This window comes from Streptomyces durocortorensis (assembly GCF_031760065.1).
GTDB lineage: Bacteria > Actinomycetota > Actinomycetes > Streptomycetales > Streptomycetaceae > Streptomyces.
Genome location: NZ_CP134500.1, coordinates 4,393,232 through 4,414,004, shown reverse-complemented (window position 1 = coordinate 4,414,004; position 20,773 = coordinate 4,393,232). Strand labels below are relative to the sequence as shown.

Genomic DNA, 20,773 nt, shown 5'->3' with positions numbered 1-20,773 from the left:
CAACCCGTACACCATCCGAACGCCCCGCCCACCGACCCGCCCACCGACCGCCCCTCGGCCACTCCTCCGCCCCGCGTCGTCGTACATCGAGGTGACCCATGAACATCACGACCGAGTTCCCGTACGAGACGACCCACGAGGACGTGTACATCCCGCTGTCCGACGGCACCCGGCTCTACGCCCGGATCTGGCGCCCGCTGACCGACGAGCCGGTCCCCGCCCTGCTGGAGTACCTGCCCTACCGGCTCAGCGACTGGACCGCCCCGCGCGACTGGCAGCGTCACCCCTGGTACGCGGGCCACGGCTACGCCTCCGTACGGGTCGACGTACGCGGTCACGGCAACAGCGAGGGGCTGCCGGGCGACGAGTACGACGCGCAGGAGCTGGAGGACGGAGTCGCCGTCGTCCACTGGCTGGCCCAGCAGGAGTGGTGCTCCGGCCGGGTCGGGATGTTCGGGATCTCCTGGGGCGGCTTCAACTCGCTCCAGATCGCGGCCCTCGCCCCGGAGCCGCTGAAGGCGATCGTCACCGTCTGCTCGGCCGACGACCGCTACGACAACGACGTCCACTACATGGGCGGCTCAGTCCTCGCCGTGGACATGCACGCCTGGGCCGCGACCATGCTCGCCTTCGTCTGCCGCCCGCCGGACCCGGCACAGGTCGGCGACGCCTGGAAGGAGATGTGGCTGAAGCGGCTGGAGGCCGTCGGCCCCTTCATCCACACCTGGCTGGCCCACCAGAGCCGCGACGACTACTGGAAGCACGGCAGCGTCTGCGAGGACTACGGGGCGATCAAGGCGAACGTCCTCGCGGTCGGCGGCTGGCACGACCCGTACCGCGACACCGTCCTACGCCTCGTCCAGCACCTCGCCCCGGAGCGGGTGCGCGGAATCATCGGCCCGTGGTCGCACCAGTACCCCGACCGGGGGCTGCCGCCGGGACCGGGGATCGGCTTTCTCCAGGAGACCCTGCGCTGGTGGGACCAGCACCTCAAGGGCAAGGAGACCGGGGTGATGGCGGAGCCTCTGCTGCGCTCCTGGATCAGCGGCTCGCACCCGCCCGCCACCGTGTACGAGTCACTGCCGGGCCGCTGGGTCGGGGACGCCTCCTGGCCCTCGGAGAACGTGACCCCGGTGGCGTACGCCCTCCAGGGCGGCGAGCGGATCGTCGCCTCGCCGCAGCAGACCGGCCTTGACGCGGGCCGCTTCTTCCCGTTCGGCAACGACGCGGACCTGCCGCCGGACCAGCGCGACGAGGACGCGAAGTCGGTGTCGTTCGAGTTCCCGGTCGCCGGCGCGCCGATCGAGATCCTCGGCCGCCCCCGGGTGAAGCTCCGCATCCGGATGGACGTGCCGCGCGGCCAGGCCATCGCCCGCCTCTGCGACGTCGCCCCCGACGGCTCCTCCACACTCGTCACCCGGGGCGCCCTCAACCTCGCCGCCCGGCACGGCCGCGACCGCACCGACAACTGGCCGCCGGGCGAGACCGAGGACGTGGTTTTCGACCTCAACGGCATCGGGCACACCTTCCCGCCCGGCCACCGCATCCGGCTCGCGATCTCCTCCTCGTACTGGCCCTGGATCTGGCCGCAGGCCGGCTCGGCGGGGTTCACCCTCGACGCGGACGGCAGCTTCGTCGAACTGCCGGTGCGCCGTCACACCGAGGACCCGGCCATCAGCTTCGGCGAACCGGAACAGTCCGAACCGCTCGGCGTGGTCCACCCCGTCACCCTGGAGGAGCCGCGCCCCGAACGCCTCGTCGTCCGCGATGTCGCCAAGGGCGAATGGCGGCTGGAGGTCGACCCCCGCTACGGCGGTACGCGGGTCTACCCCGACGGCCTCGAATTCACCGAGGACGCTCTGGAGGTGTACGCAGTCCAGCAGGACGACCCGCTCTCCCCTCGGACCCGGTCCGACTGGACGATCCGGCTGCACCGGCCGGAGATGGCCTGGGACGTGAAGATCGAGACGCGCTCGGAGATCACCGCCGACGACCACGACTTCATCACCTCCGACGAGGTGATCTGCAAGGACGGCGACGAGATCGTCTTCCACCGCACCTGGGAGAAGCGGATTCCGCGCACGGCGGGCTGAGCGGGGCGCGCCTCGTCGCGCGGCGGGCCGAGCGGGGTCGCGTTTCGCCGCACGGCGGGCTGAGCGGAGCCATGTTTCGTTCCCGGGTCCCCCGGATTTCCGGGGGACCCGGCCAGGAAACCCCGGGAACCTTACGAACTTTCCGGGCAATGTACGCAGTTGGGGATAGTCAGGGCACTGCCGCTGGGTAGGAGCACCGACGTAACGTGTCCTCAACGCGACCTGGAAAGCGAGGCAGCACCACATGCCCGAGCAGAGCAGCCCGCTCGATCTGGCCGAGGGCGACCCCTTCGGCCCGCACAACCTTCCGTACGGTGTGTTCTCCACCCCCGGCCACCCCGAGGACCGCCGGGTCGGCGTCCGCATCGGCAACCACGTCCTGGACGCCGGGGCCGCCGCCCACGCGCTGGGCTCCCCGTACGCGGGGCTGCTCGCCCAGCCGAGCCTGACGCCGCTGCTCGCGGCGGGCCGCACCGCCTGGCGGGACGTACGCCGCGCGCTCACCGCCTGGCTGACGGTCCCCGCCCACCGCGCGGACATCGAACCGCTGCTGCACCCGGTGGACACGGTGACCCTGCACCTGCCGTACGAGGTCGCGGACTACGTCGACTTCTACGCCAGCGAGCACCACGCCACCAACGTCGGAAAGATCTTCCGGCCGGACGGCGACGCGCTCACCCCCAACTGGAAGCACCTGCCGATCGGTTACCACGGCCGCTCCGGCACCGTCGTGGTCTCCGGCACGGACGTGGCGCGCCCCAGCGGCCAGCGCAAGGCCCCCACCGACCCGGCACCCGTCTTCGGGCCCTCGGTGAAGCTGGACATCGAGGCCGAGGTCGGCTTCGTCGTCGGCGTCCCCTCCGCCCACGGCACTCCCGTCCCGCTCGCCGACTTCCGCGAGCACGTCTTCGGGCTCTTCCTCCTCAACGACTGGTCCGCGCGCGACCTCCAGGCCTGGGAGTACGTGCCGCTCGGCCCGTTCCTCGGCAAGTCCTTCGCCACCTCCGTCTCCGCCTGGGTCACCCCGCTGGAGGCCCTGGACGCGGCCCGCACCGCGCCCCCGGCCCGGGACTTCCCCCTCCTCCCCTACCTCGACGACTCCGCGGACGAGGAGCCGGGCGGCTTCGACATCCGGATCTCCGTGGAGATCAACGGCCAGGTCGTCGCCGAGCCGCCGTTCGCCTCGATGTACTGGACGGCCGCCCAGCAGCTCGCCCATATGACGGTCAACGGCGCGTCGCTGCGCACCGGCGACCTGTACGGCTCCGGCACGGTCAGCGGTCCCGAGCCCACCCAGCGCGGCTCGCTGCTGGAGCTCACCTGGAACGGCCGCGACGCCCTGGAACTCCCCGAGGGCAAGCGGACGTTCCTGGAGGACGGCGACACGGTCACCCTGACCGCCTGGGCCCCCGGCCCGCACGGCACCCGCGTGGGCCTCGGCGACGTGACCGGAAGGATCGTCACCGCACCATGAGCTCACCCGCATCCTCACCCGCCCTGACACTGCCCGAGGAGATGCTGCTGCTCGCGCTGGACCCCCAGCGCGGCAAGCCGCACTGTGCCCGCGACTACCTCCGTTACGCCACGGCCGGCGCGGTCCTGGCCGAGCTGGAGCTCCAGGGGCGGATACGCGAGGAGCGCGGCCGGGTCCAGGTGGTCAACCCCTGGACCCGGCCGACCCGCTGCTCGCCTCCCTGCTGCGCACGCTGGACCCGCCGAGCAAGAGCCGCTTCCGCTCCGGGACCAACGCCAAGAGGTGGGTACGGCAGCACGCGCAGTACGCGGAGGAGAACCACCTGGACGCCCTGGTCCAGCGCGGCCTCCTGAGCCGGGAGACCCGCCGCTTCCTCGGCCTGTTCCCCTACCAGCGCCATTTCCCGGTCCACCCGGACCTGTGCGCGGCGGCCCTCCGGCGCTTCCAGCACGCCGAGGCCCACGGCTTCCCCGACCAGCGCAGCCGCATCCTGGCAGCCCTGGCCGCCGCGACCGGCCTCGCCACCACCCTGAGCGCCCAGGGCCGCGGAAGCCGGCCCGCGATGAAGCTCCTGCTCCGCGCCCAGTGGACCGCCCTGGCGGTCTACCGCAACGTCAAGCAGGACCGCTCCAACAGCGGAAGCGGTGACGGCGGGGGCTGGAGCGACGGCGGGGGTGGCGGTGGGTGTGGCGGGGGCGGGGGTGGGGACTGAGGGGACCATGCCCGACCCCACACCGACCGACTCTGCCCGCCTGGCCTGCCCGGCCTGCGGCAACCGCCCGGCGCACGCCCGGCCCGCGAACCGTCGCCGCCGGTACGAGCTGTGGTGGGAGTGCGCCGCCTGTCCCTGGGTGGGGGTGCGGAGCGCCGACGGCGGACCGCTGCGGACCATGCGGCGGCTCCGGGACGGCTGGGCGGACTGCATGTTCTGCGGCGAGGAGGAGGCCAACGTGGTGGGCGAACCGTTCGAACGGGACGGCGAACGGCTGGACTGGCTGGTGTGCCTGGCCTGCGGCCGCGGCAACACCCGTCGGCTGGGCCCCGCTCAGGGCTGAGGCCGCCGGGGCCCCGCCCCTGACCAGCCCGTCACCCGCGCGAGGCCCGTTCGCACGTTCGGGGCATCGGTATCCAGTTCCCGCCGGATACCCTGGTCAGGCCCGCGAGACTCCTCCCCATGGGAGCAATGATGAGCATCGAGCCCGAGGCCTCCGAGCCGCGGTGGGCGGTCCCGCCCGAGGGCGGCTGGACCGCCGATGACCTGGACACACTCCCGAATCTCCCTCCGCATACGGAGCTGATCGACGGGAGCCTCGTCTTCGTGAGTCCGCAGACCTTGTTTCGTTCACGGGCGGTCGACTTCTTCACCTGGCAGCTGAGTCGCGTGGCCCCGCCCGAGCTGGAAGTGGTGCGCGAGTTCACCGTCGACATCGACCGGTACAACCGGCCCGAGCCCGACGTGATCGTCATCGACGGCGATGTCATCGAGGACCCGAACCAGACCCGGTTCCCCGCCGAGGCGGTCCGACTGGCCATCGAGGTCGTCTCCCCGGAGTCCCGGTCCCGCGACCGGGAGACCAAACCCCTGAAGTACGCCCGCGCGACGATCCCCCACTACTGGCGGGTGGAGAACCACGACGGGCGTGCCGTGGTGTACGTCTTCGAGCGGGAGCCCGCCACCGGTGCGTACACCTCGACGGGGATCTTCCACGACCGGATGAAGGTGTCGGTGCCGTTCCCCGTGGACCTTGACCTGACCGCCATCACGGCCCGCCGCCGGTCGGCGAACCCGGAGTAGGCCCCACCACCCTGCCACCCCCGCCGCCCGGTGCGCGACTCACTCGTACTCGGGCGGTTCCTCGTCCCAGCCGAACTCGGGGTCGCTGTACTGCGGGGCCGCGGGCGCCGTCGCGCGGACCGGGGTCGCCGGGGTCGCCGCCGGGCGGGCTGCGGGAGCGGGGGGCGTCGCCGGTCGTGGTGCGGGAGCAGGGGTCGCCGACAGACGGGCTGCGGGAGCGTCGGCGGCTGCCGTAGCCTCCGCGACCGGCCCCGGAGACGTCTCCGCCAGGACCTCCAGCACTCCCTCCCCGTACGTCGCGAGCTTCTTCTCTCCCAGGCCGCTGATGCCCCCCAGCTCCCCGATCGTCGTGGGGTGGACGGTCGCGATCTCCCGCAGCGTCGCGTCGTGGAAGATCACGTACGCCGGGACGCCCTGCTCCTTCGCCGTCGCCCCGCGCCAGGCGCGCAGCGCCTCGAAGACCGGGACGGCGGACGGCGGGAGGTCGGCGGCGGCCGCCTTGCCCTTGGAGCCCTTGGCCCCACCGGCCGAGGACGACGAACGGGACGTCGGCTTCTTCGGCTCCTTGCGGAGCAGCACTTCCCGCTCCCGGCCCAGGACGCTCGCGCTGTCCTCGGTGAGGACCAGCGTGCCGTACTCCCCCTCGACCGCGAGCAGCCCCTGTGCCAGCAGCTGGCGGACCACACCGCGCCACTCCGCCTCGGCCAGCTCCTCGCCGATGCCGAAGACGGAGAGCTGGTCGTGGTCGAACTGGATGACCTTGGCGGTCTTGCGGCCCAGCAGGATGTCGATGATCTGGCCCGCGCCGAACTTCTGGTTCCGTTCGCGCTTCAGCCGGACCACCGTGGAGAGCAGCTTCTGGGAGACGACCGTGCCGTCCCAGGTCTCCGGCGGGGTGAGGCAGGTGTCGCAGTTGCCGCAGGCGGCGGCCGTGGGCTCCTGGCCGAAGTAGGTGAGCAGCTGGGCCCGGCGGCACTGGACCGTCTCGCACAGGGCCAGCATCGAGTCCAGGTGCGAGGACGCCCGGCGGCGGAACGCCTCGTCGCCCTCACCGCCCTGGATCAGCTTGCGCTGCTGGACGACGTCCTGGAGTCCGTACGCCATCCAGGCCGTCGACGGCTCCCCGTCGCGGCCCGCGCGGCCGGTCTCCTGGTAATAGCCCTCGACGGACTTGGGGAGGTCGAGGTGGGCGACGAAGCGGACGTCCGGCTTGTCGATCCCCATGCCGAAGGCGATCGTCGCGACGACGACGAGGCCCTCCTCCCGGAGGAACCGCGCCTGGTGGGTCGCGCGCGTCCCGGCGTCCAGGCCCGCGTGATACGGCACGGCCTGGATGCCGTTGCGGCAGAGATACTCCGCGATCTTCTCGGTGGAGTTGCGCGAGAGACAGTAGACGATGCCCGCGTCCCCGGTGTGCTCCTCCTTGAGGAAGGTGAGCAGCTGCTTCTTCGGGTCGGACTTCGGCACGATCCGGTACTGGATGTTGGGCCGGTCGAAGCTGGCGACGAAGTGCTTCGCGTCCGGCATGCCGAGGCGGCGGGTGATCTCCTCGTGCGTGGCGTTGGTCGCGGTCGCCGTCAGGGCGATGCGCGGAACGTCCGGCCAGCGCTCGCCGAGCACGGACAGGGCCAGGTAGTCGGGGCGGAAGTCGTGACCCCACTGGGCGACGCAGTGCGCCTCGTCGATCGCGAAGACGGAGATCTCGCCCCGGGCCAGCAGGGAGAGGGTGGCGTCCAGACGCAGCCGCTCGGGCGCCAGGTAGAGCACGTCCAGCTCGCCCGCGAGGAACTGGGCCTCCATCGAGCGGCGCTCGTCGAAGTCCTGCGTGGAGTTCATGAACCCGGCCCGGACGCCGAGCGCCCTCAGGGCGTCGACCTGGTCCTGCATGAGCGCGATCAGCGGGGAGACCACGACGCCCGTGCCGCGGCGGACCAGGGACGGGATCTGGTAGCAGAGCGACTTTCCGCCACCGGTCGGCATGAGCACGACGGCGTCGCCGCCCGCCACCACATGCTCGATGACCGCACCCTGCTCGCCGCGGAACGACTCGTACCCGAAGACGCGGTGCAGTGTCCGCAGTGCCTCGCTCTCGTCGCCCGCAGGGGTCTCGGTCACCGTCCCGGTCACATCCATGCTCACGCCCAATGCTCTGTCCCCCCGGGGAGCCGCACATCCGGCCCCGCCCGTCCTGCTCTCGTCCCCGTCCACGATAGGCGGCTCCTACGACAACGCCGGACGGTCTGTGGAAAACGGACCGTCCGGCGTTGTCGTCGTACCTGCTGCGCATGCCGTGCGCGGGCTACCGCACGAAGACCCCCGCCTGGCTCGCCAGGTCCAGGAAATACTGCGGGGCCAGGCCCAGCACCAGGGTGACGGCGACACCGACCGCGATCGTCGTCATGGTCAGCGGCGACGGGACGGCGACCGTGGGGCCGTCCGCCTTCGGCTCGCTGAAGAACATCAGGACGATCACGCGGATGTAGAAGAACGCCGCGACCGCCGACGAGAGCACACCGACGACGACCAGTCCGCCCGCACCACCCTCGGCGGCCGCCTTGAACACCGCGAACTTCCCCGAGAACCCGGAGGTCAGCGGAATCCCGGCGAAGGCCAGGAGGAACACCGCGAAGACCGCCGCGACCAGCGGCGAGCGGCGGCCGAGCCCGGCCCACTTCGACAGGTGCGTGGCCTCTCCGCCCGCGTCCCGGACCAGCGTGACCACGGCGAACGCGCCCACCGTCACGAAGGAGTAGGCCGCGAGATAGAAGAGGACCGAGGAGATGCCCTCCGGGCTGGCCGCGATGACACCCGCGAGGATGAATCCCGCGTGCGCGATCGAGGAGTAGGCCAGCAGCCGCTTGATGTCGGTCTGGGTGATCGCGACGATCGCGCCGCCCAGCATCGTGACGATCGCCACCGCCCACAGGACGGGACGCAGGTCCCAGGTGAGGCCCGGCAGCGCCACGTACAGCAGGCGCAGCAGGGCGCCGAACGCGGCGACCTTCGTGGCGGCGGCCATGAACCCGGTGACCGGGGTCGGGGCGCCCTGGTAGACGTCCGGGGTCCACATGTGGAACGGGACCGCGCCGACCTTGAAGAGCAGGCCGGTCAGGATCATCGCGCCGCCGATGAGCAGCAGCGCGTCGTTGCCCATGGTGTCGGCGAGGGCCGGGTCGATCTCCAGGACCGAGCCGTCGACGACGTTGGCGATGGTGGCGTACGAGAGGGAGCCCGCGTAGCCGTAGAGGAGGGCGATCCCGAACAGCAGGAACGCCGAGGAGAACGCGCCGAGCAGGAAGTACTTCACGGCCGCCTCCTGCGACATCAGCCGCTTGCGGCGGGCGACGGCGCACAGGAGGTAGAGCGGGAGCGAGAAGACTTCGAGCGCGATGAACAGCGTCAGCAGGTCGTTGGCGGCCGGGAAGACCAGCAGACCCGCCACCGAGAAGAGGAGGAGCGGGAAGACCTCGGTGGTGGCGAACCCGGCCCGTACGGCGGCCTTCTCGCTGTCGCTGCCCGGCACGGTTCCGGGCTGGGCAGCGAAGGAGTCCACCCGGTTGCCGTGGGTGGTGGGGTCGAGCCGCCGTTCGGCGAAGGTGAAGACCGCCACCATGGCGACCAGGAGAATGGTGCCCTGGAGGAACAGGGTGGGTCCGTCGATCGCGATGGCGCCCATGGCCGAGATCTGGGCCTTCGTGGTGCCGTAGCCCCCGGCCGCGAGGCCGACGATCGCGGCGAACGAGGCGGCGATCGCCGTCACCGTCAGGAAGAGCTGGGTGTGGTAGCGGGCCCGGCGCGGCACGAAGGCCTCCACCAGGATGCCCACGACGGCGACGCCCACGATGATCAGGACGGGCATCAGCTGGGTGTACTCGATCTTCGGCGCCGTGAACGAGTCGCCGGGCGCCACCGAGGTCACCCCGCTCGCCGTCGTCCACAGACTGTGGACAGCTGTTGCGCTCACTTGGCGGCCTCCACCTCGGGCTGGGGGTCCTTCTTCTGTACGTCGGACATGGTGTGCTCCACCGCCGGATTGACGACCTCGGTGAGCGGTTTCGGGAAGACGCCCAGGAAGATCAGCACGGCGATCAGCGGAACCGCCACCACCAGCTCCCGGGCCTTGAGGTCCGGCATGCCCCGGACCGATTCCTTCACCGGCCCGGTCATCGTGCGCTGGTAGAGGACCAGGACGTAGAGCGCGGCGAGCACGATGCCGGAGGTGGCGATGATGCCGGCCACCGGATACACGCTGAACGTGCCGACCAGGACCAGGAACTCACTGACGAACGGGGCGAGTCCGGGCAGTGACAGGGTGGCGAGCCCGCCGATGAGGAACGTCCCGGCCAGCACGGGGGCGACCTTCTGCACTCCGCCGTAGTCCGCGATGAGCCGCGATCCGCGCCGGGTGATGAGGAATCCGGCGACCAGCAGCAGGGCGGCCGTCGAGATCCCGTGGTTGACCATGTAGAGGGTGGCGCCCGACTGGCCCTGGCTGGTCATCGCGAAGATGCCCATGATGATGAAGCCGAAGTGCGAGATCGAGGCGTAGGCGATGAGCCGCTTGATGTCGCGCTGACCGACCGCGAGCAGCGCTCCGTACACGATGGAGACCAGCGCCAGGGCGATGATCACCGGCGTCGCCCACTTGCTGGCCTCCGGGAAGAGCCCGAGGCAGAAGCGGAGCATCGCGAAGGTGCCGACCTTGTCGACGATCGCGGTGATCAGCACGGCGACCGGGGCGGTGGCCTCGCCCATCGCGTTGGGCAGCCAGGTGTGCAACGGCCACAGCGGGGCCTTCACCGCGAACGCGAAGAAGAACCCGAGGAACAGCCACCGCTCGGTGCTGGTCGCCATCTCCAGGGAGCCGTTGGCGCGGGCCTCGGCGATCTCGGAGAGCGAGAAGCTGCCCGCGACCACATACAGGCCGATGACCGCGGCCAGCATGATCAGACCGCCGGCCAGGTTGTAGAGGAGGAACTTCACCGCCGCGTACGAGCGCTGCGCCGCGGCGTTCTCGTCGGTGCCCGCGTGGGCCCGGTCGCCGAAGCCGCCGATGAGGAAGTACATCGGGATGAGCATGGCTTCGAACAGGATGTAGAAGAGGAAGACGTCGGTGGCGAGGAACGACAGGATCACCATGGCCTCGACCATGAGGATCAGGGCGAAGAAGCCCTGCGTCGGACGCCAGCGCGAGGACTTCGTCTCCAGGGGGTCGGCGTCGTGCCAGCCCGCGGCGATGACGAACGGGATCAGCAGTGCGGTGAGACCGAGGAGGGCCACCCCGATGCCGTCGACGCCCAGTTCGTAGCGGACGCCGAAGTCGGCGATCCAGGACCGGGATTCGGTCAGTTGGTAGCGGTCGCCGCCCGGTTCGAAGCGGGCGAAGACGATGCCCGCCAGGACGAGCGTGCCGAGCGAGAAGAGCAGCGCGAGCCATTTGGCCACGGTGCGCCGCGCGGCGGGGACGGCGGCGGTGGCGATCGCGCCGATCGCCGGGAGCGCCGCCGTCGCGGTCAGGAGGGGAAAGGACATGTGATCAGACCGCCCTCATCAGCAGGGTCGCGGCGATGACGACCGCCGCACCGCCGAACATCGAGACCGCGTAGGTGCGGGCGTAGCCGTTCTGGAGCTTGCGCAGCCGTCCGGAGAGCCCGCCGACCGATGCGGCCGTGCCGTTGACGACGCCGTCGACCAGGGAGTGGTCCACGTAGACCAGCGAGCGGGTGAGGTGCTCGCCGCCGCGGACCAGGACCACGTGGTTGAAGTCGTCCTGGAGCAGATCGCGCCGGGCGGCCCGGGTGAGGACCGAGCCGCGCGGAGCGACCACCGGGACCGGCTTGCGCCCGTACATCGTCCAGGCGATGGCGACACCGACGACGAGGGCCACCACGGTGGCTCCGGTGACCGTGGCCGCGCTGAGCGGGGAGTGCCCGTGGTCGTACCCGGTCACCGGCTCCAGCCAGTTGACGAACCGGTCACCGACGGCGAAGAACCCACCGGCGAACACCGAGCCGAAGGCCAGCACGATCATCGGGATCGTCATCGACTTCGGGGACTCGTGCGGATGCGGCTCGCGGCCCTCCGCGTCGGGCTGCCAGCGCTTCTCGCCGAAGAACGTCATCAGCATCACGCGCGTCATGTAGAACGCGGTGATCGCGGCGCCCAGGAGAGCCACCGAGCCGAGGATCCAGCCCTCGGTACCGCCCTTGGCGAAGGCCGCCTCGATGATCTTGTCCTTGGAGAAGAAGCCGGACAGGCCCGGGAAGCCGATGATGGCGAGATAGCCGAGGCCGAAGGTGACGAAGGTGACCGGCATGTACTTCCGCAGGCCGCCGTACTTGCGCATGTCGACCTCGTCGTTCATGCCGTGCATGACGGAACCCGCGCCGAGGAACAGCCCGGCCTTGAAGAAGCCGTGCGTCACCAGGTGCATGATCGCGAAGATGTAGCCGATGGGGCCGAGGCCCGCGGCCAGGATCATGTACCCGATCTGCGACATCGTGGACCCCGCCAGGGCCTTCTTGATGTCGTCCTTCGCGCAACCGACGATCGCACCGAAGATCAGCGTGACCGCGCCGACGATGACCACGACCAGCTGGGCGTCCGGGGCGGCGTTGAAGATCGCGCCGGAGCGGACGATCAGATAGACACCGGCCGTAACCATGGTCGCGGCGTGGATGAGGGCCGAGACCGGGGTCGGGCCCTCCATCGCGTCACCCAGCCAGGACTGCAACGGCACCTGGGCCGACTTGCCGCAGGCGGCCAGCAGCAGCATCAGGCCGATGGCGGTCAGCTTGCCCTGACTCGTCTCGCCGGCCGACTCCAGCACCGGCCCGAAGGCGAAGGTGCCGAAGGTGGTGAACATCAGCATGATGGCGATCGACAGGCCCATGTCGCCGACCCGGTTGACCAGGAAGGCCTTCTTCGCGGCGGTGGCCGCGGTGGGCTTGTGCTGCCAGAAGCCGATGAGCAGGAACGACGCCAGACCGACGCCCTCCCACCCGACATACAGCAGAAGGTAGTTGTCGGCGATGACCAGGATCAGCATCGCCGCGAGGAACAGGTTGAGATAGCCGAAGAAGCGGCGCCTGCGCTCGTCGTGCTCCATGTAGCCGATGGAGTAGATGTGGATCAGCGTGCCCACACCGGTGATGAGCAGGACGAACGTCATCGACAGCTGGTCGAGCTGGAAGGCGATGTCGGCCTGGAAGCCTTCCACCGGAATCCAGCTGAACAGGTGCTGGTGCAGGGCCCGGTCCTCGGCGCCCTTCCCCAGCATGTCGGTGAACAGCACGAGGCCGATGACGAACGAGGCGGCGGCGAGCACCGTACCGAGCCAATGGCCGGCGCGGTCCAGTCGGCGTCCGCCGCAGAGCAGGACCGCCGCTCCGAGCAGGGGCGCCGCGACGAGCAGCGCGATCAGGTTCTCCACGTTTCCGGACCCCTTACAGCTTCATCAGGCTGGCGTCGTCGACCGAGGCCGAGTGGCGGGAGCGGAACAACGACACGATGATCGCGAGCCCGACGACGACTTCCGCGGCGGCGACGACCATCGTGAAGAAGGCGACGATCTGCCCGTCGAGGTTGCCGTGCATCCGGGAGAACGCGACGAGCGTCAGGTTGCACGCGTTGAGCATCAGCTCGACGCACATGAACACCACGATCGCGTTCCGCCGGATCAGCACCCCGGAGGCGCCGATCGCGAACAGCAGGGCCGCGAGGTAGAGGTAGTTGACCGGGTTCACTTGGCGGCCTCCGAATTCTCCGCCGCGGAAGCGGGACCGGCCCCGCGCGCCGTGGCGTCCGCGTCGTCACGTCCGAGCCGCTCGCCGGAGCGCTGCTCCAGAGCCTTGAGGTCGGCGAGGGACTCCTGCGAGACGTCACGGATCTGGCCGCGTCGGCGCAGGGTCTGCATGACGGTGAGCTCGGACGGCGTGCCGTCGGGGAGCAGACCGGCGATGTCCACCGCGTTGTGCCGGGCGTAGACACCGGGGGCGGGCAGCGGCGGCAGGTGCTTGCCGCGTACGCGCTCCTCGGACATCTCCCGCTGGGTCTTGGCCCGTTCGGTGCGCTCGCGGTGCGTGAGCAACATCGCTCCGACGGACGCGGTGATCAGCAGGGCGCCGGTGATCTCGAAGGCGAAGACGTACTTGGTGAAGATGAGATTGGCGAGCCCCTCGACGTTGCCGCCGTACCGGGCGTTCGCGTCGCCGAGCCCGTTGAACGTGCTCAGCGACGCGTTCCCGATGCCCGCGATCAGCAGGATGGCGAAGCCGAGGGCACAGCCCAGCGCCAGCCAGCGCTGGCCCTTGAGGGTCTCCTTCAGGGAGTCCGCCGCGGTGACACCGACGAGCATGACGACGAAGAGGAACAGCATCATGATCGCGCCGGTGTAGACGACGACCTGGACGATGCCGAGGAAATACGCCCCGTTGGCGAGGTAGAACACGGCCAGGATGACCATCGTCCCGGCGAGCGACAGGGCACTGTGCACGGCCTTCTTCATCAGGACCGTGGCGAGCGCGCCGATCACGGCGACGGTGCCCAGGATCCAGAACTGGACGGCCTCGCCGGTGGAGGTGGTGGCGGCTGCGGCCAGCGCGTTCACGCGTCCACCCCCTTGTCCTGCCGGGCGTCGGCGGCCCGGGTCGACTCGATCGGGTCCTCGTCCGGCTTGTCGTTCTCGCCCTTGGACACGGCTGTCTGCCGGACCGTGCCGGGCGCGGCCTCGGTGACCAGGCCCCGGTAGTAGTCCTGCTCGTCCATGCCGGGGAAGATCGCGTGCGGACTGTCGACCATGCCTTCGTCCAGGCCCGCGAGCAGCTCGTCCTTGGTGTAGATGAGGCTTTCGCGGGTGGTGTTGGCGAGCTCGAACTCGTTCGTCATCGTCAGCGCCCGGGTAGGGCAGGCCTCGATGCAGAGTCCGCAGAGGATGCAGCGCGCGTAGTTGATCTGGTAGACGCGGCCGTAGCGCTCTCCCGGGGAGTAGCGCTCCTCCTCGGTGTTGTCCGCGCCCTCCACGTAGATGGCGTCCGCCGGACACGCCCAGGCGCACAGCTCGCAGCCGACGCACTTCTCCAGGCCGTCCGGGTGGCGGTTGAGCTGGTGGCGGCCGTGGAAGCGGGGCGCCGTGACCTTCGGCGTCTCCGGATACTGCTCGGTCAGCCGCTTCTTGAACATGGCCTTGAAGGTCACGCCGAAGCCGGCCACGGGGTTCTGGAACTTCTTCCCCGCTCCCTGTTCGCCCGAGGACCCAGCGGATCCCGATGAGCCCGTGAGCTCTGGTTTCTCAGACACCGCCGGCCTCCTTTCCATCACTCGCGTTTCCGTCACTCTGAGTATCGGGCCCACCACTGACAACGAGCTCCCGCTCCCGCCGTGGCCTGCGCCTGGGCACCGGTGGCAGGGTCTGCCCGGGCAGCGGCGGCACCGGATACCCGCCCGCCATCGGGTCGAATGCGGGCTCCGGACCGGGCGCTTCCGCCTCGGCCCTGGACCTGCGGTCGCGGAACATGTCGACGACGAAGGAGATCAGCAGGATCGCGATCACGGCCGCGGCGACGTACAGGACGATCCGGGAGAAGTCATAGCCCTCGTTGCGCAGCGCGCGGACGGTGGCCACGAGCATCAGCCAGACCACCGAGACCGGGATGAGGACCTTCCAGCCGAGCTTCATCAGCTGGTCGTAGCGGACCCGTGGCAGGGTGCCGCGCAGCCAGATGAAGAAGAAGATCAGCGCCTGGAGCTTGAGGAAGAACCAGAGCATCGGCCACCAGCCCTGGTTCGCCCCCTCCCAGAACGCGGACACGGGGTACGGGGCCCGCCAGCCGCCGAGGAACAGCGTCACCGCGATCATCGACACGGTCACCATGTGGATGTACTCGGCGAGCATGAACATCGCGAACTTGATGGAGCTGTACTCGGTGTTGAAGCCGCCGACGAGGTCGCCCTCGGACTCCGGCATGTCGAACGGCGCCCGACTGGCCTCACCGACCATGGTCACCATGTAGATGAGGAAGGAGACCGGGAGCAGGACGATGTACCAGCGGTCCGCCTGCGCCTCCACGATCGTCGAGGTCGACATCGACCCGGAGTAGAGGAAGACCGAGGCGAAGGCGGCGCCCATCGCGATCTCGTAGCTGATCATCTGGGCACAGCTGCGGATCCCGCCGAGCAGCGGGTACGTCGAGCCCGACGACCAGCCGCCGAGGACGAATCCGTACACGCCGACCGCGCCGACCGCGAGGATGTACAGGGCGGCGATCGGCAGGTCGGTCAGCTGCATCGTGGTGCGCGTGCCGAAGATCGAGACCTCGTTGCCCGCCGGGCCGAAGGGGATCACCGCGATCGCCATGAAGGCGGGGATCGCCGCGAGGATCGGCGCGAGGACGTAGACCGCCTTGTCCGCGCCCTTGACGACCACGTCCTCCTTCAGCATCAGCTTGACGCCGTCGGCGAGGGACTGGAGCAGCCCCCAGGGACCGTGCCGGTTCGGGCCGATGCGCAGTTGCATCCAGGCCACGACCTTGCGCTCCCACACGATCGAGAAGAGCACGACCAGCATCAGGAACGCGAAGCAGAAGACCGCTTTGAGGAGCACCAGCCACCAGGGGTCGGTGCCGAACATCGAGAGATCCTCGGCGGCGAGGACGGCACGCTCGGGCGCCGTCGTGAGTGCGGTGAGGCCAGTCACGCTCGTACCTCCGATGGTTCGACGGGAGCACCCGGTGCGGCGGCGGGGCCGATCCGCACCAGGCCGCCGGGGTTCGCACCGGTGTCGGCGGGGATGCCGCCTCCCACCGAGTTCAGCGGCACCCAGACCACCCGGTCCGGCATGTCGGTGACGGCCAGGGGCAGTTCGACGGTGCCGGCGGGTCCGGTGACGGCGAGCAGGTCGCCGTCCTTGACGCCGGTCTCGGCCGCGGTGGTGGCCGAGAGGCGGGCGACGGCCGCGTGCCGGGTCCCGGCGAGCGCGGTGTCGCCCTCCTGGAGCCGGCCGAGGTCGAGCAGCATCCGGTGGCCCGCGAGGACCGCCTCGCCGTCGCCGGGCCGGGGCAGCGGCTGCGTCGACTCGTGCGGGTCGTCCGCGTGGCCGCCCTCCCAGCCGCCGAGCCGGTCGAGCTCACGGCGGGCGGCGGCCAGGTCCGGCAGCGCGAAGTGCACGTCCATGGCGTCGGCCAGCATGTGCAGCACGCGCGAGTCGGTCGGCGAGAGCGTCCGGGACATCTGCTCGGGCTTCAGTGCGGCCTGGAACATCCGGACCCGGCCCTCCCAGTTGAGGAAGGTGCCGGACTTCTCCGCGACGGCGGCGACCGGGAAGACCACGTCGGCCCGGTCGGTGACCGGGCTCGGCCGCAGCTCCAGGGAGACCAGGAAGCCGACCCCGTCCAGTGCCTCGATCGCGCGGGCCGGGTCGGGCAGGTCCTCGACGCCGACCCCGGCGACGAGGAGCGCGCCCAGTTCGCCGGTGGCCGCGGCCTCGACGATCTGGCCGGTGTCGCGCCCGTAGCGGGAGGGCAGTTCGGCGACGCGCCACAGGGACGCCACCTCGTCCCGGGCCCGCGGGTCGGTGGCCGGGCGGCCGCCGGGCAGCAGCGAGGGGAGTGCGCCCGCCTCGACCGCGCCCCGGTCGCCCGCCCGGCGCGGAATCCACACCAGGCGTGCGCCGGTGGCCGTTGCGATGCGTACGGCGGCGGACAGTGCGCCGGGTACCCCGGCGAGCCGCTCGCCGACGATGATCAGGGAGTTCTCCCCGCGCAACGCCTCGGCGGCCGCGGCCCCTTCGCCCTCCAGGCCGACGCCGCCCGCGAGCGCGTCCAGCCACTCGGTCTCGGTGCCGGGGGCGGCGGGCAGCAGCGTGCCGCCCGCCTTCACCAGGCCTCGCGTGGCGTGCGAGGCGAGCGCGAAGGTCTGCTGGCCGCTCTTGCGGTGGGCCTTGCGCAGCCGCAGGAAGACGCCGGGGGCCTCCTCCTCGGACTCGAACCCGGCGAGCAGGACCGCGGGGGCCTTCTCCAGTGCGGTGTACGTGACCCCCTCGCCGTCCAGGTCCCGGCCGCGTCCGGCGACCCGGGCGGCCAGGAAGTCGGCCTCCTCGCTGCTGTGGACCCGGGAGCGGAAGTCGATGTCGTTGGTGTCGAGGGCGACCCGGGCGAACTTGCTGTACGCGTAGGAGTCCTCCACGGTCAGCCTGCCGCCGGTCAGTACGCCGGTACGGCCGCGGGCGGCTAGCAGACCGGTGGCCGCGGCCTCCAGCGCCTCGGGCCAGCTCGCCGGTTCCAGGACGCCTTCGGCGTTGCGGACCAGCGGGGTGGTGAGCCGGTCACGCTGCTGGGCGTAACGGAACCCGAACCTCCCCTTGTCGCAGATCCACTCCTCGTTGACCTCGGGCTCGTTGGCCGCGAGACGCCGCATGACCTTGCCGCGCCGGTGGTCGGTCCGCGTGGAGCAGCCGCCGGAGCACTGCTCGCACACCGAGGGGGTGGAGACCAGGTCGAAGGGGCGGGAGCGGAATCGGTACGCCGCCGAGGTCAGCGCGCCGACCGGGCAGATCTGGATGGTGTTGCCGGAGAAGTACGACTCGAAGGGGTCGCCCTCGCCGGTGCCGACCTGCTGGAGGGCGCCGCGCTCGATCAGCTCGATCATCGGGTCGCCCGCGACCTGGTTGGAGAACCGGGTGCAACGCGCGCAGAGCACGCACCGCTCGCGGTCCAGTAGCACCTGGGTGGAGATCGGGACGGGCTTCTCGAAGGTCCGCTTCTTACCCTCGAAGCGGGAGTCGGCTCCGCCGTGCGACATCGCCTGGTTCTGCAGCGGGCACTCGCCGCCCTTGTCGCAGACCGGGCAGTCCAGCGGATGGTTGATCAGCAGCAGCTCCATCACGCCCTTCTGCGCCTTCTCGGCGACAGGAGAGGTGATCTGCGATTTGACGACCATGCCGTCGGTGCAGGTGATGGTGCAGGAGGCCATCGGCTTGCGCTGGCCCTCGACCTCGACGATGCACTGGCGGCAGGCGCCTGCCGGGTCGAGGAGCGGGTGGTCGCAGAACCGCGGGATCTCGATGCCGAGGAGTTCCGCGGCCCGGATGACCAAGGTCCCCTTGGGGACGCTGATCTCGATGCCGTCGATGGTCAGCGTGACCAGATCCTCGGGCGGTACGGCCGCCTCGCCGCCCCCGGAGGGCGCACTCGTGGTGACTGTCATGCGTTCACCCCCCGGTGAGCGTTCTTGCCTTCGGCGTTCTTGTCGTCGGCCCATGCCGTGGACCGGGCGGGATCGAAGGGGCAGCCCTTGCCCGTGATGTGCTGCTCGTACTCCTCGCGGAAGTACTTGAGGGAGGAGAAGATCGGCGAGGCCGCGCCGTCGCCCAGCGCGCAGAACGACTTGCCGTTGATGTTGTCGGCGATGTCGTTCAGCTTGTCGAGGTCGGACATCTGGCCCTTGCCTGCCTCGATGTCGCGGAGCAACTGGACCAGCCAGTACGTCCCTTCGCGGCAGGGCGTGCACTTGCCGCAGGACTCGTGGGCGTAGAACTCGGTCCAGCGGGTGACCGCCCGCACGACGCAGGTCGTCTCGTCGAAGCACTGGAGCGCCTTGGTGCCGAGCATGGACCCGGCGGCGCCGACGCCCTCGTAGTCGAGGGGGACGTCGAGGTGTTCGTCGGTGAACATCGGGGTGGAGGAGCCGCCCGGGGTCCAGAACTTCAGCCGGTGACCGGCCCGCATGCCGCCGCTCATGTCGAGGAGCTGACGCAGCGTGATGCCGAGCGGGGCCTCGTACTGGCCGGGGCTGGTGACATGGCCACTGAGCGAGTAGAGCGTGAAGCCAGGGGACTTCTCGCTGCCCATCGACTTGAACCAGTCTTTGCCCTTGTTCAGGATCGCGGGAACCGAGGCGATGGACTCGACGTTGTTCACCACAGTGGGGCAGGCGTACAGACCGGCGACCGCAGGGAAGGGGGGTCGCAGCCGGGGCTGGCCACGCCGTCCTTCGAGAGAGTCGAGCAGCGCGGTTTCCTCACCACAGATGTACGCACCCGCACCCGCGTGCACCGTGAGTTCCAGATCGAGTCCTGAACCCAGGATGTTCGTCCCCAGATATCCCGCCTCGTACGCCTCTCGTACGGCCTCGTGCAGTCGTCGCAGCACGGGGACGACCTCACCGCGCAGATAGATGAACGCGTGCGACGAACGGATCGCGTAACAGGCGATCACGATGCCCTCGATGAGGCTATGCGGGTTCGCGAAGAGGAGCGGGATGTCCTTGCAGGTCCCCGGCTCCGACTCGTCGGCGTTGACAACTAGATAGTGCGGTTTGCCGTCCCCCTGCGGGATGAACTGCCACTTCATCCCGGTGGGGAAGCCCGCGCCGCCGCGTCCGCGCAGACCGGAGTCCTTGACGTACGCGATGAGGTCGTCGGGCGACATGGCGAGCGCCTTGCGCAGGCCCTCGTAGCCCTCGTGGCGGCGGTAGGTGTCCAGGGTCCAGGAATCGGGCTGGTCCCAGAAGGAGGAGAGCACGGGCGCGAGCAGCTTCTCGGGGCTCGTCCCGTTGCGGTCGATCTCGGCGGCCAAGGTCATCACTCCCCCTCCTCGGCTGCGGGCCCGGCCGGGTGCTCCGGGTCGGAGGCCGAGGTCTGCTGCGGTGCGTCGTGCGAGCTGAGGTGCTCGGACGGCGAAGGGTCGTGCGGCTGCGCGCCGTGCGGGCGCTCACCGCGCGGGGAGACGACGCGTGCCTGAGGCAGCGCCTCGCCCTTGGCCAGCTTCAGCCCGACGAGGGAGGCGGGGCCCGCCCCGCCGGTGGCCTCGACGGCACCGGGGCGCCCGTCGGGGAACCCGGCCAGGATGCGGGCGGTCTCCTTGTACGAGCAGAGCGGGGCGCCCCGGGTGGGCTCGACGGTCCGGCCCGCGATCAGGTCGTCGACGAGCTGCGTGGCGCTCTCGGGCGTCTGGTTGTCGAAGAACTCCCAGTTGACCATCACGACGGGCGCGAAGTCGCAGGCGGCGTTGCACTCGATGTGTTCGAGGGTGACCTTGCCGTCGTCGGTGGTCTCGTTGTTGCCGACCCCGAGGTGCTCCTTGAGCGTGTCGAAGATGGCGTCGCCGCCCATGACCGCGCACAGGGTGTTGGTGCAGACGCCGACCTGGTAGTCACCGCCCGCCCTGCGCCGGTACATGGAGTAGAAGGTCGCGACGGCGGTGACCTCGGCGGTGGTGAGGTCGAGCGTCTCGGCGCAGAAGGCGATGCCCGTACGGGAGACGTATCCCTCCTCTGACTGCACGAGGTGCAGCAGCGGCAGGAGGGCGGAGCGGCTGCTGGGGTAGCGGGCGACCACCTCCTTCGCGTCCGCGTCGAGCCGGGCGCGTACCTCGGCCGGGTAGGGGGTGGCGGGGAGCTGCGGCATCCCCAGACTGA

At 70.3% G+C, this 20,773-nt stretch carries 16 protein-coding genes and 1 pseudogene; 6 read left to right on the top strand and 11 right to left on the bottom strand.

Annotated elements, in window-relative coordinates:
* Nucleotides 1-98 precede the first annotated feature (98 nt).
* The 6 genes and pseudogenes from RI138_RS19670 to RI138_RS19650 all read left to right on the top strand — a co-directional run bounded on the left by RI138_RS19670 (nucleotide 99) and on the right by RI138_RS19650 (nucleotide 5,362).
* Complete coding sequence (locus RI138_RS19670) at nucleotides 99-2,093, top strand: CocE/NonD family hydrolase (RefSeq protein ID WP_311121000.1); 1,995 nt, start codon at nucleotides 99-101, stop codon at nucleotides 2,091-2,093.
* A gap of 244 nt (nucleotides 2,094-2,337) precedes the next feature.
* Nucleotides 2,338-3,567, top strand: coding sequence for a fumarylacetoacetase (gene fahA, locus RI138_RS19665; RefSeq protein ID WP_096624920.1), 1,230 nt, complete (start codon nucleotides 2,338-2,340; stop codon nucleotides 3,565-3,567).
* Nucleotides 3,564-4,123: pseudogene (locus RI138_RS19660) on the top strand (GOLPH3/VPS74 family protein); the annotation flags it as partial. The gene fahA and the pseudogene RI138_RS19660, both read left to right, overlap by 4 nt.
* Before the next feature lie 6 nt (nucleotides 4,124-4,129).
* The gene (locus tag RI138_RS32405) at nucleotides 4,130-4,279 is read left to right on the top strand and encodes a hypothetical protein (protein WP_398864417.1); all 150 of its coding nucleotides are present in this window, start codon (nucleotides 4,130-4,132) and stop codon (nucleotides 4,277-4,279) included.
* A 7-nt stretch (nucleotides 4,280-4,286) separates the two neighbouring features.
* Complete coding sequence (locus RI138_RS19655; protein ID WP_311120999.1) at nucleotides 4,287-4,622, top strand: hypothetical protein; 336 nt, start codon at nucleotides 4,287-4,289, stop codon at nucleotides 4,620-4,622.
* 131 nt (nucleotides 4,623-4,753) lie between these two features.
* Nucleotides 4,754-5,362: a Uma2 family endonuclease gene (locus RI138_RS19650; protein WP_311122942.1), complete on the top strand. Its 609-nt coding sequence runs from the start codon at nucleotides 4,754-4,756 to the stop codon at nucleotides 5,360-5,362.
* A 39-nt stretch (nucleotides 5,363-5,401) separates the two neighbouring features.
* Here RI138_RS19650 and recQ read toward each other — a convergent pair whose 3' ends face one another.
* From recQ to nuoE, 11 genes are all read right to left on the bottom strand, one after another.
* Nucleotides 5,402-7,495: a DNA helicase RecQ gene (recQ, locus tag RI138_RS19645; protein ID WP_311122941.1), complete on the bottom strand. Its 2,094-nt coding sequence runs from the start codon at nucleotides 7,493-7,495 to the stop codon at nucleotides 5,402-5,404.
* A 166-nt stretch (nucleotides 7,496-7,661) separates the two neighbouring features.
* Entirely contained in the window at nucleotides 7,662-9,326 is a 1,665-nt protein-coding gene (gene nuoN / locus RI138_RS19640; protein WP_311120998.1) for an NADH-quinone oxidoreductase subunit NuoN, read from the bottom strand.
* Complete coding sequence (locus RI138_RS19635; protein ID WP_311120997.1) at nucleotides 9,323-10,894, bottom strand: NADH-quinone oxidoreductase subunit M; 1,572 nt, start codon at nucleotides 10,892-10,894, stop codon at nucleotides 9,323-9,325. Before RI138_RS19635 ends, nuoN begins: the two co-directional genes overlap by 4 nt.
* A 4-nt stretch (nucleotides 10,895-10,898) precedes the next feature.
* Nucleotides 10,899-12,794 (bottom strand): NADH-quinone oxidoreductase subunit L, encoded by a 1,896-nt coding sequence (nuoL, locus tag RI138_RS19630; protein WP_311120996.1) that lies wholly within the window; start codon nucleotides 12,792-12,794, stop codon nucleotides 10,899-10,901.
* Between the two features lie 13 nt (nucleotides 12,795-12,807).
* Nucleotides 12,808-13,107: an NADH-quinone oxidoreductase subunit NuoK gene (gene nuoK / locus RI138_RS19625; RefSeq protein WP_096624906.1), complete on the bottom strand. Its 300-nt coding sequence runs from the start codon at nucleotides 13,105-13,107 to the stop codon at nucleotides 12,808-12,810.
* Nucleotides 13,104-13,970 (bottom strand): NADH-quinone oxidoreductase subunit J, encoded by an 867-nt coding sequence (locus RI138_RS19620; RefSeq protein WP_311120995.1) that lies wholly within the window; start codon nucleotides 13,968-13,970, stop codon nucleotides 13,104-13,106. Before RI138_RS19620 ends, nuoK begins: the two co-directional genes overlap by 4 nt.
* Nucleotides 13,967-14,659: an NADH-quinone oxidoreductase subunit NuoI gene (gene nuoI / locus RI138_RS19615; protein ID WP_311120994.1), complete on the bottom strand. Its 693-nt coding sequence runs from the start codon at nucleotides 14,657-14,659 to the stop codon at nucleotides 13,967-13,969. The genes RI138_RS19620 and nuoI overlap by 4 nt, the downstream gene beginning before the upstream one ends.
* Nucleotides 14,652-16,055, bottom strand: a complete 1,404-nt coding sequence (nuoH, locus tag RI138_RS19610; RefSeq protein WP_311120993.1) for an NADH-quinone oxidoreductase subunit NuoH — start codon at nucleotides 16,053-16,055, stop codon at nucleotides 14,652-14,654. The genes nuoI and nuoH overlap by 8 nt, the downstream gene beginning before the upstream one ends.
* Nucleotides 16,052-18,562 carry an NADH-quinone oxidoreductase subunit G gene (locus RI138_RS19605; RefSeq protein WP_311120992.1) on the bottom strand — a complete coding sequence of 837 codons (2,511 nt, stop codon included), beginning with the start codon at nucleotides 18,560-18,562 and terminating at the stop codon, nucleotides 16,052-16,054. The genes nuoH and RI138_RS19605 overlap by 4 nt, the downstream gene beginning before the upstream one ends.
* On the bottom strand, nucleotides 18,559-19,941 hold the full coding sequence (gene nuoF, locus RI138_RS19600) for an NADH-quinone oxidoreductase subunit NuoF (protein WP_179500000.1): 1,383 nt from the start codon (nucleotides 19,939-19,941) through the stop codon (nucleotides 18,559-18,561). Before nuoF ends, RI138_RS19605 begins: the two co-directional genes overlap by 4 nt.
* A complete protein-coding gene (gene nuoE / locus RI138_RS19595) occupies nucleotides 19,938-20,762 on the bottom strand; it encodes an NADH-quinone oxidoreductase subunit NuoE (RefSeq protein ID WP_311120991.1) in 825 nt (274 codons plus the stop codon). Before nuoE ends, nuoF begins: the two co-directional genes overlap by 4 nt.
* Nucleotides 20,763-20,773: the final 11 nt, after the last annotated feature.

Bases quoted from the DNA above. Each gene is read 5' to 3' on its own strand.
- RI138_RS19670 (WP_311121000.1), top strand. From the start codon at position 99: ATGAACATCACGACCGAGTTCCCGTACGAGACGACCCACGAGGACGTG.
- fahA (WP_096624920.1), top strand. From the start codon at position 2,338: ATGCCCGAGCAGAGCAGCCCGCTCGATCTGGCCGAGGGCGACCCCTTC.
- RI138_RS32405 (WP_398864417.1), top strand. From the start codon at position 4,130: ATGAAGCTCCTGCTCCGCGCCCAGTGGACCGCCCTGGCGGTCTACCGC.
- RI138_RS19655 (WP_311120999.1), top strand. From the start codon at position 4,287: ATGCCCGACCCCACACCGACCGACTCTGCCCGCCTGGCCTGCCCGGCC.
- RI138_RS19650 (WP_311122942.1), top strand. From the start codon at position 4,754: ATGAGCATCGAGCCCGAGGCCTCCGAGCCGCGGTGGGCGGTCCCGCCC.
- recQ (WP_311122941.1), bottom strand. From the start codon at position 7,495: ATGGATGTGACCGGGACGGTGACCGAGACCCCTGCGGGCGACGAGAGC.
- RI138_RS19635 (WP_311120997.1), bottom strand. From the start codon at position 10,894: ATGTCCTTTCCCCTCCTGACCGCGACGGCGGCGCTCCCGGCGATCGGC.
- RI138_RS19605 (WP_311120992.1), bottom strand. From the start codon at position 18,562: ATGACAGTCACCACGAGTGCGCCCTCCGGGGGCGGCGAGGCGGCCGTA.
- nuoE (WP_311120991.1), bottom strand. From the start codon at position 20,762: ATGCCGCAGCTCCCCGCCACCCCCTACCCGGCCGAGGTACGCGCCCGG.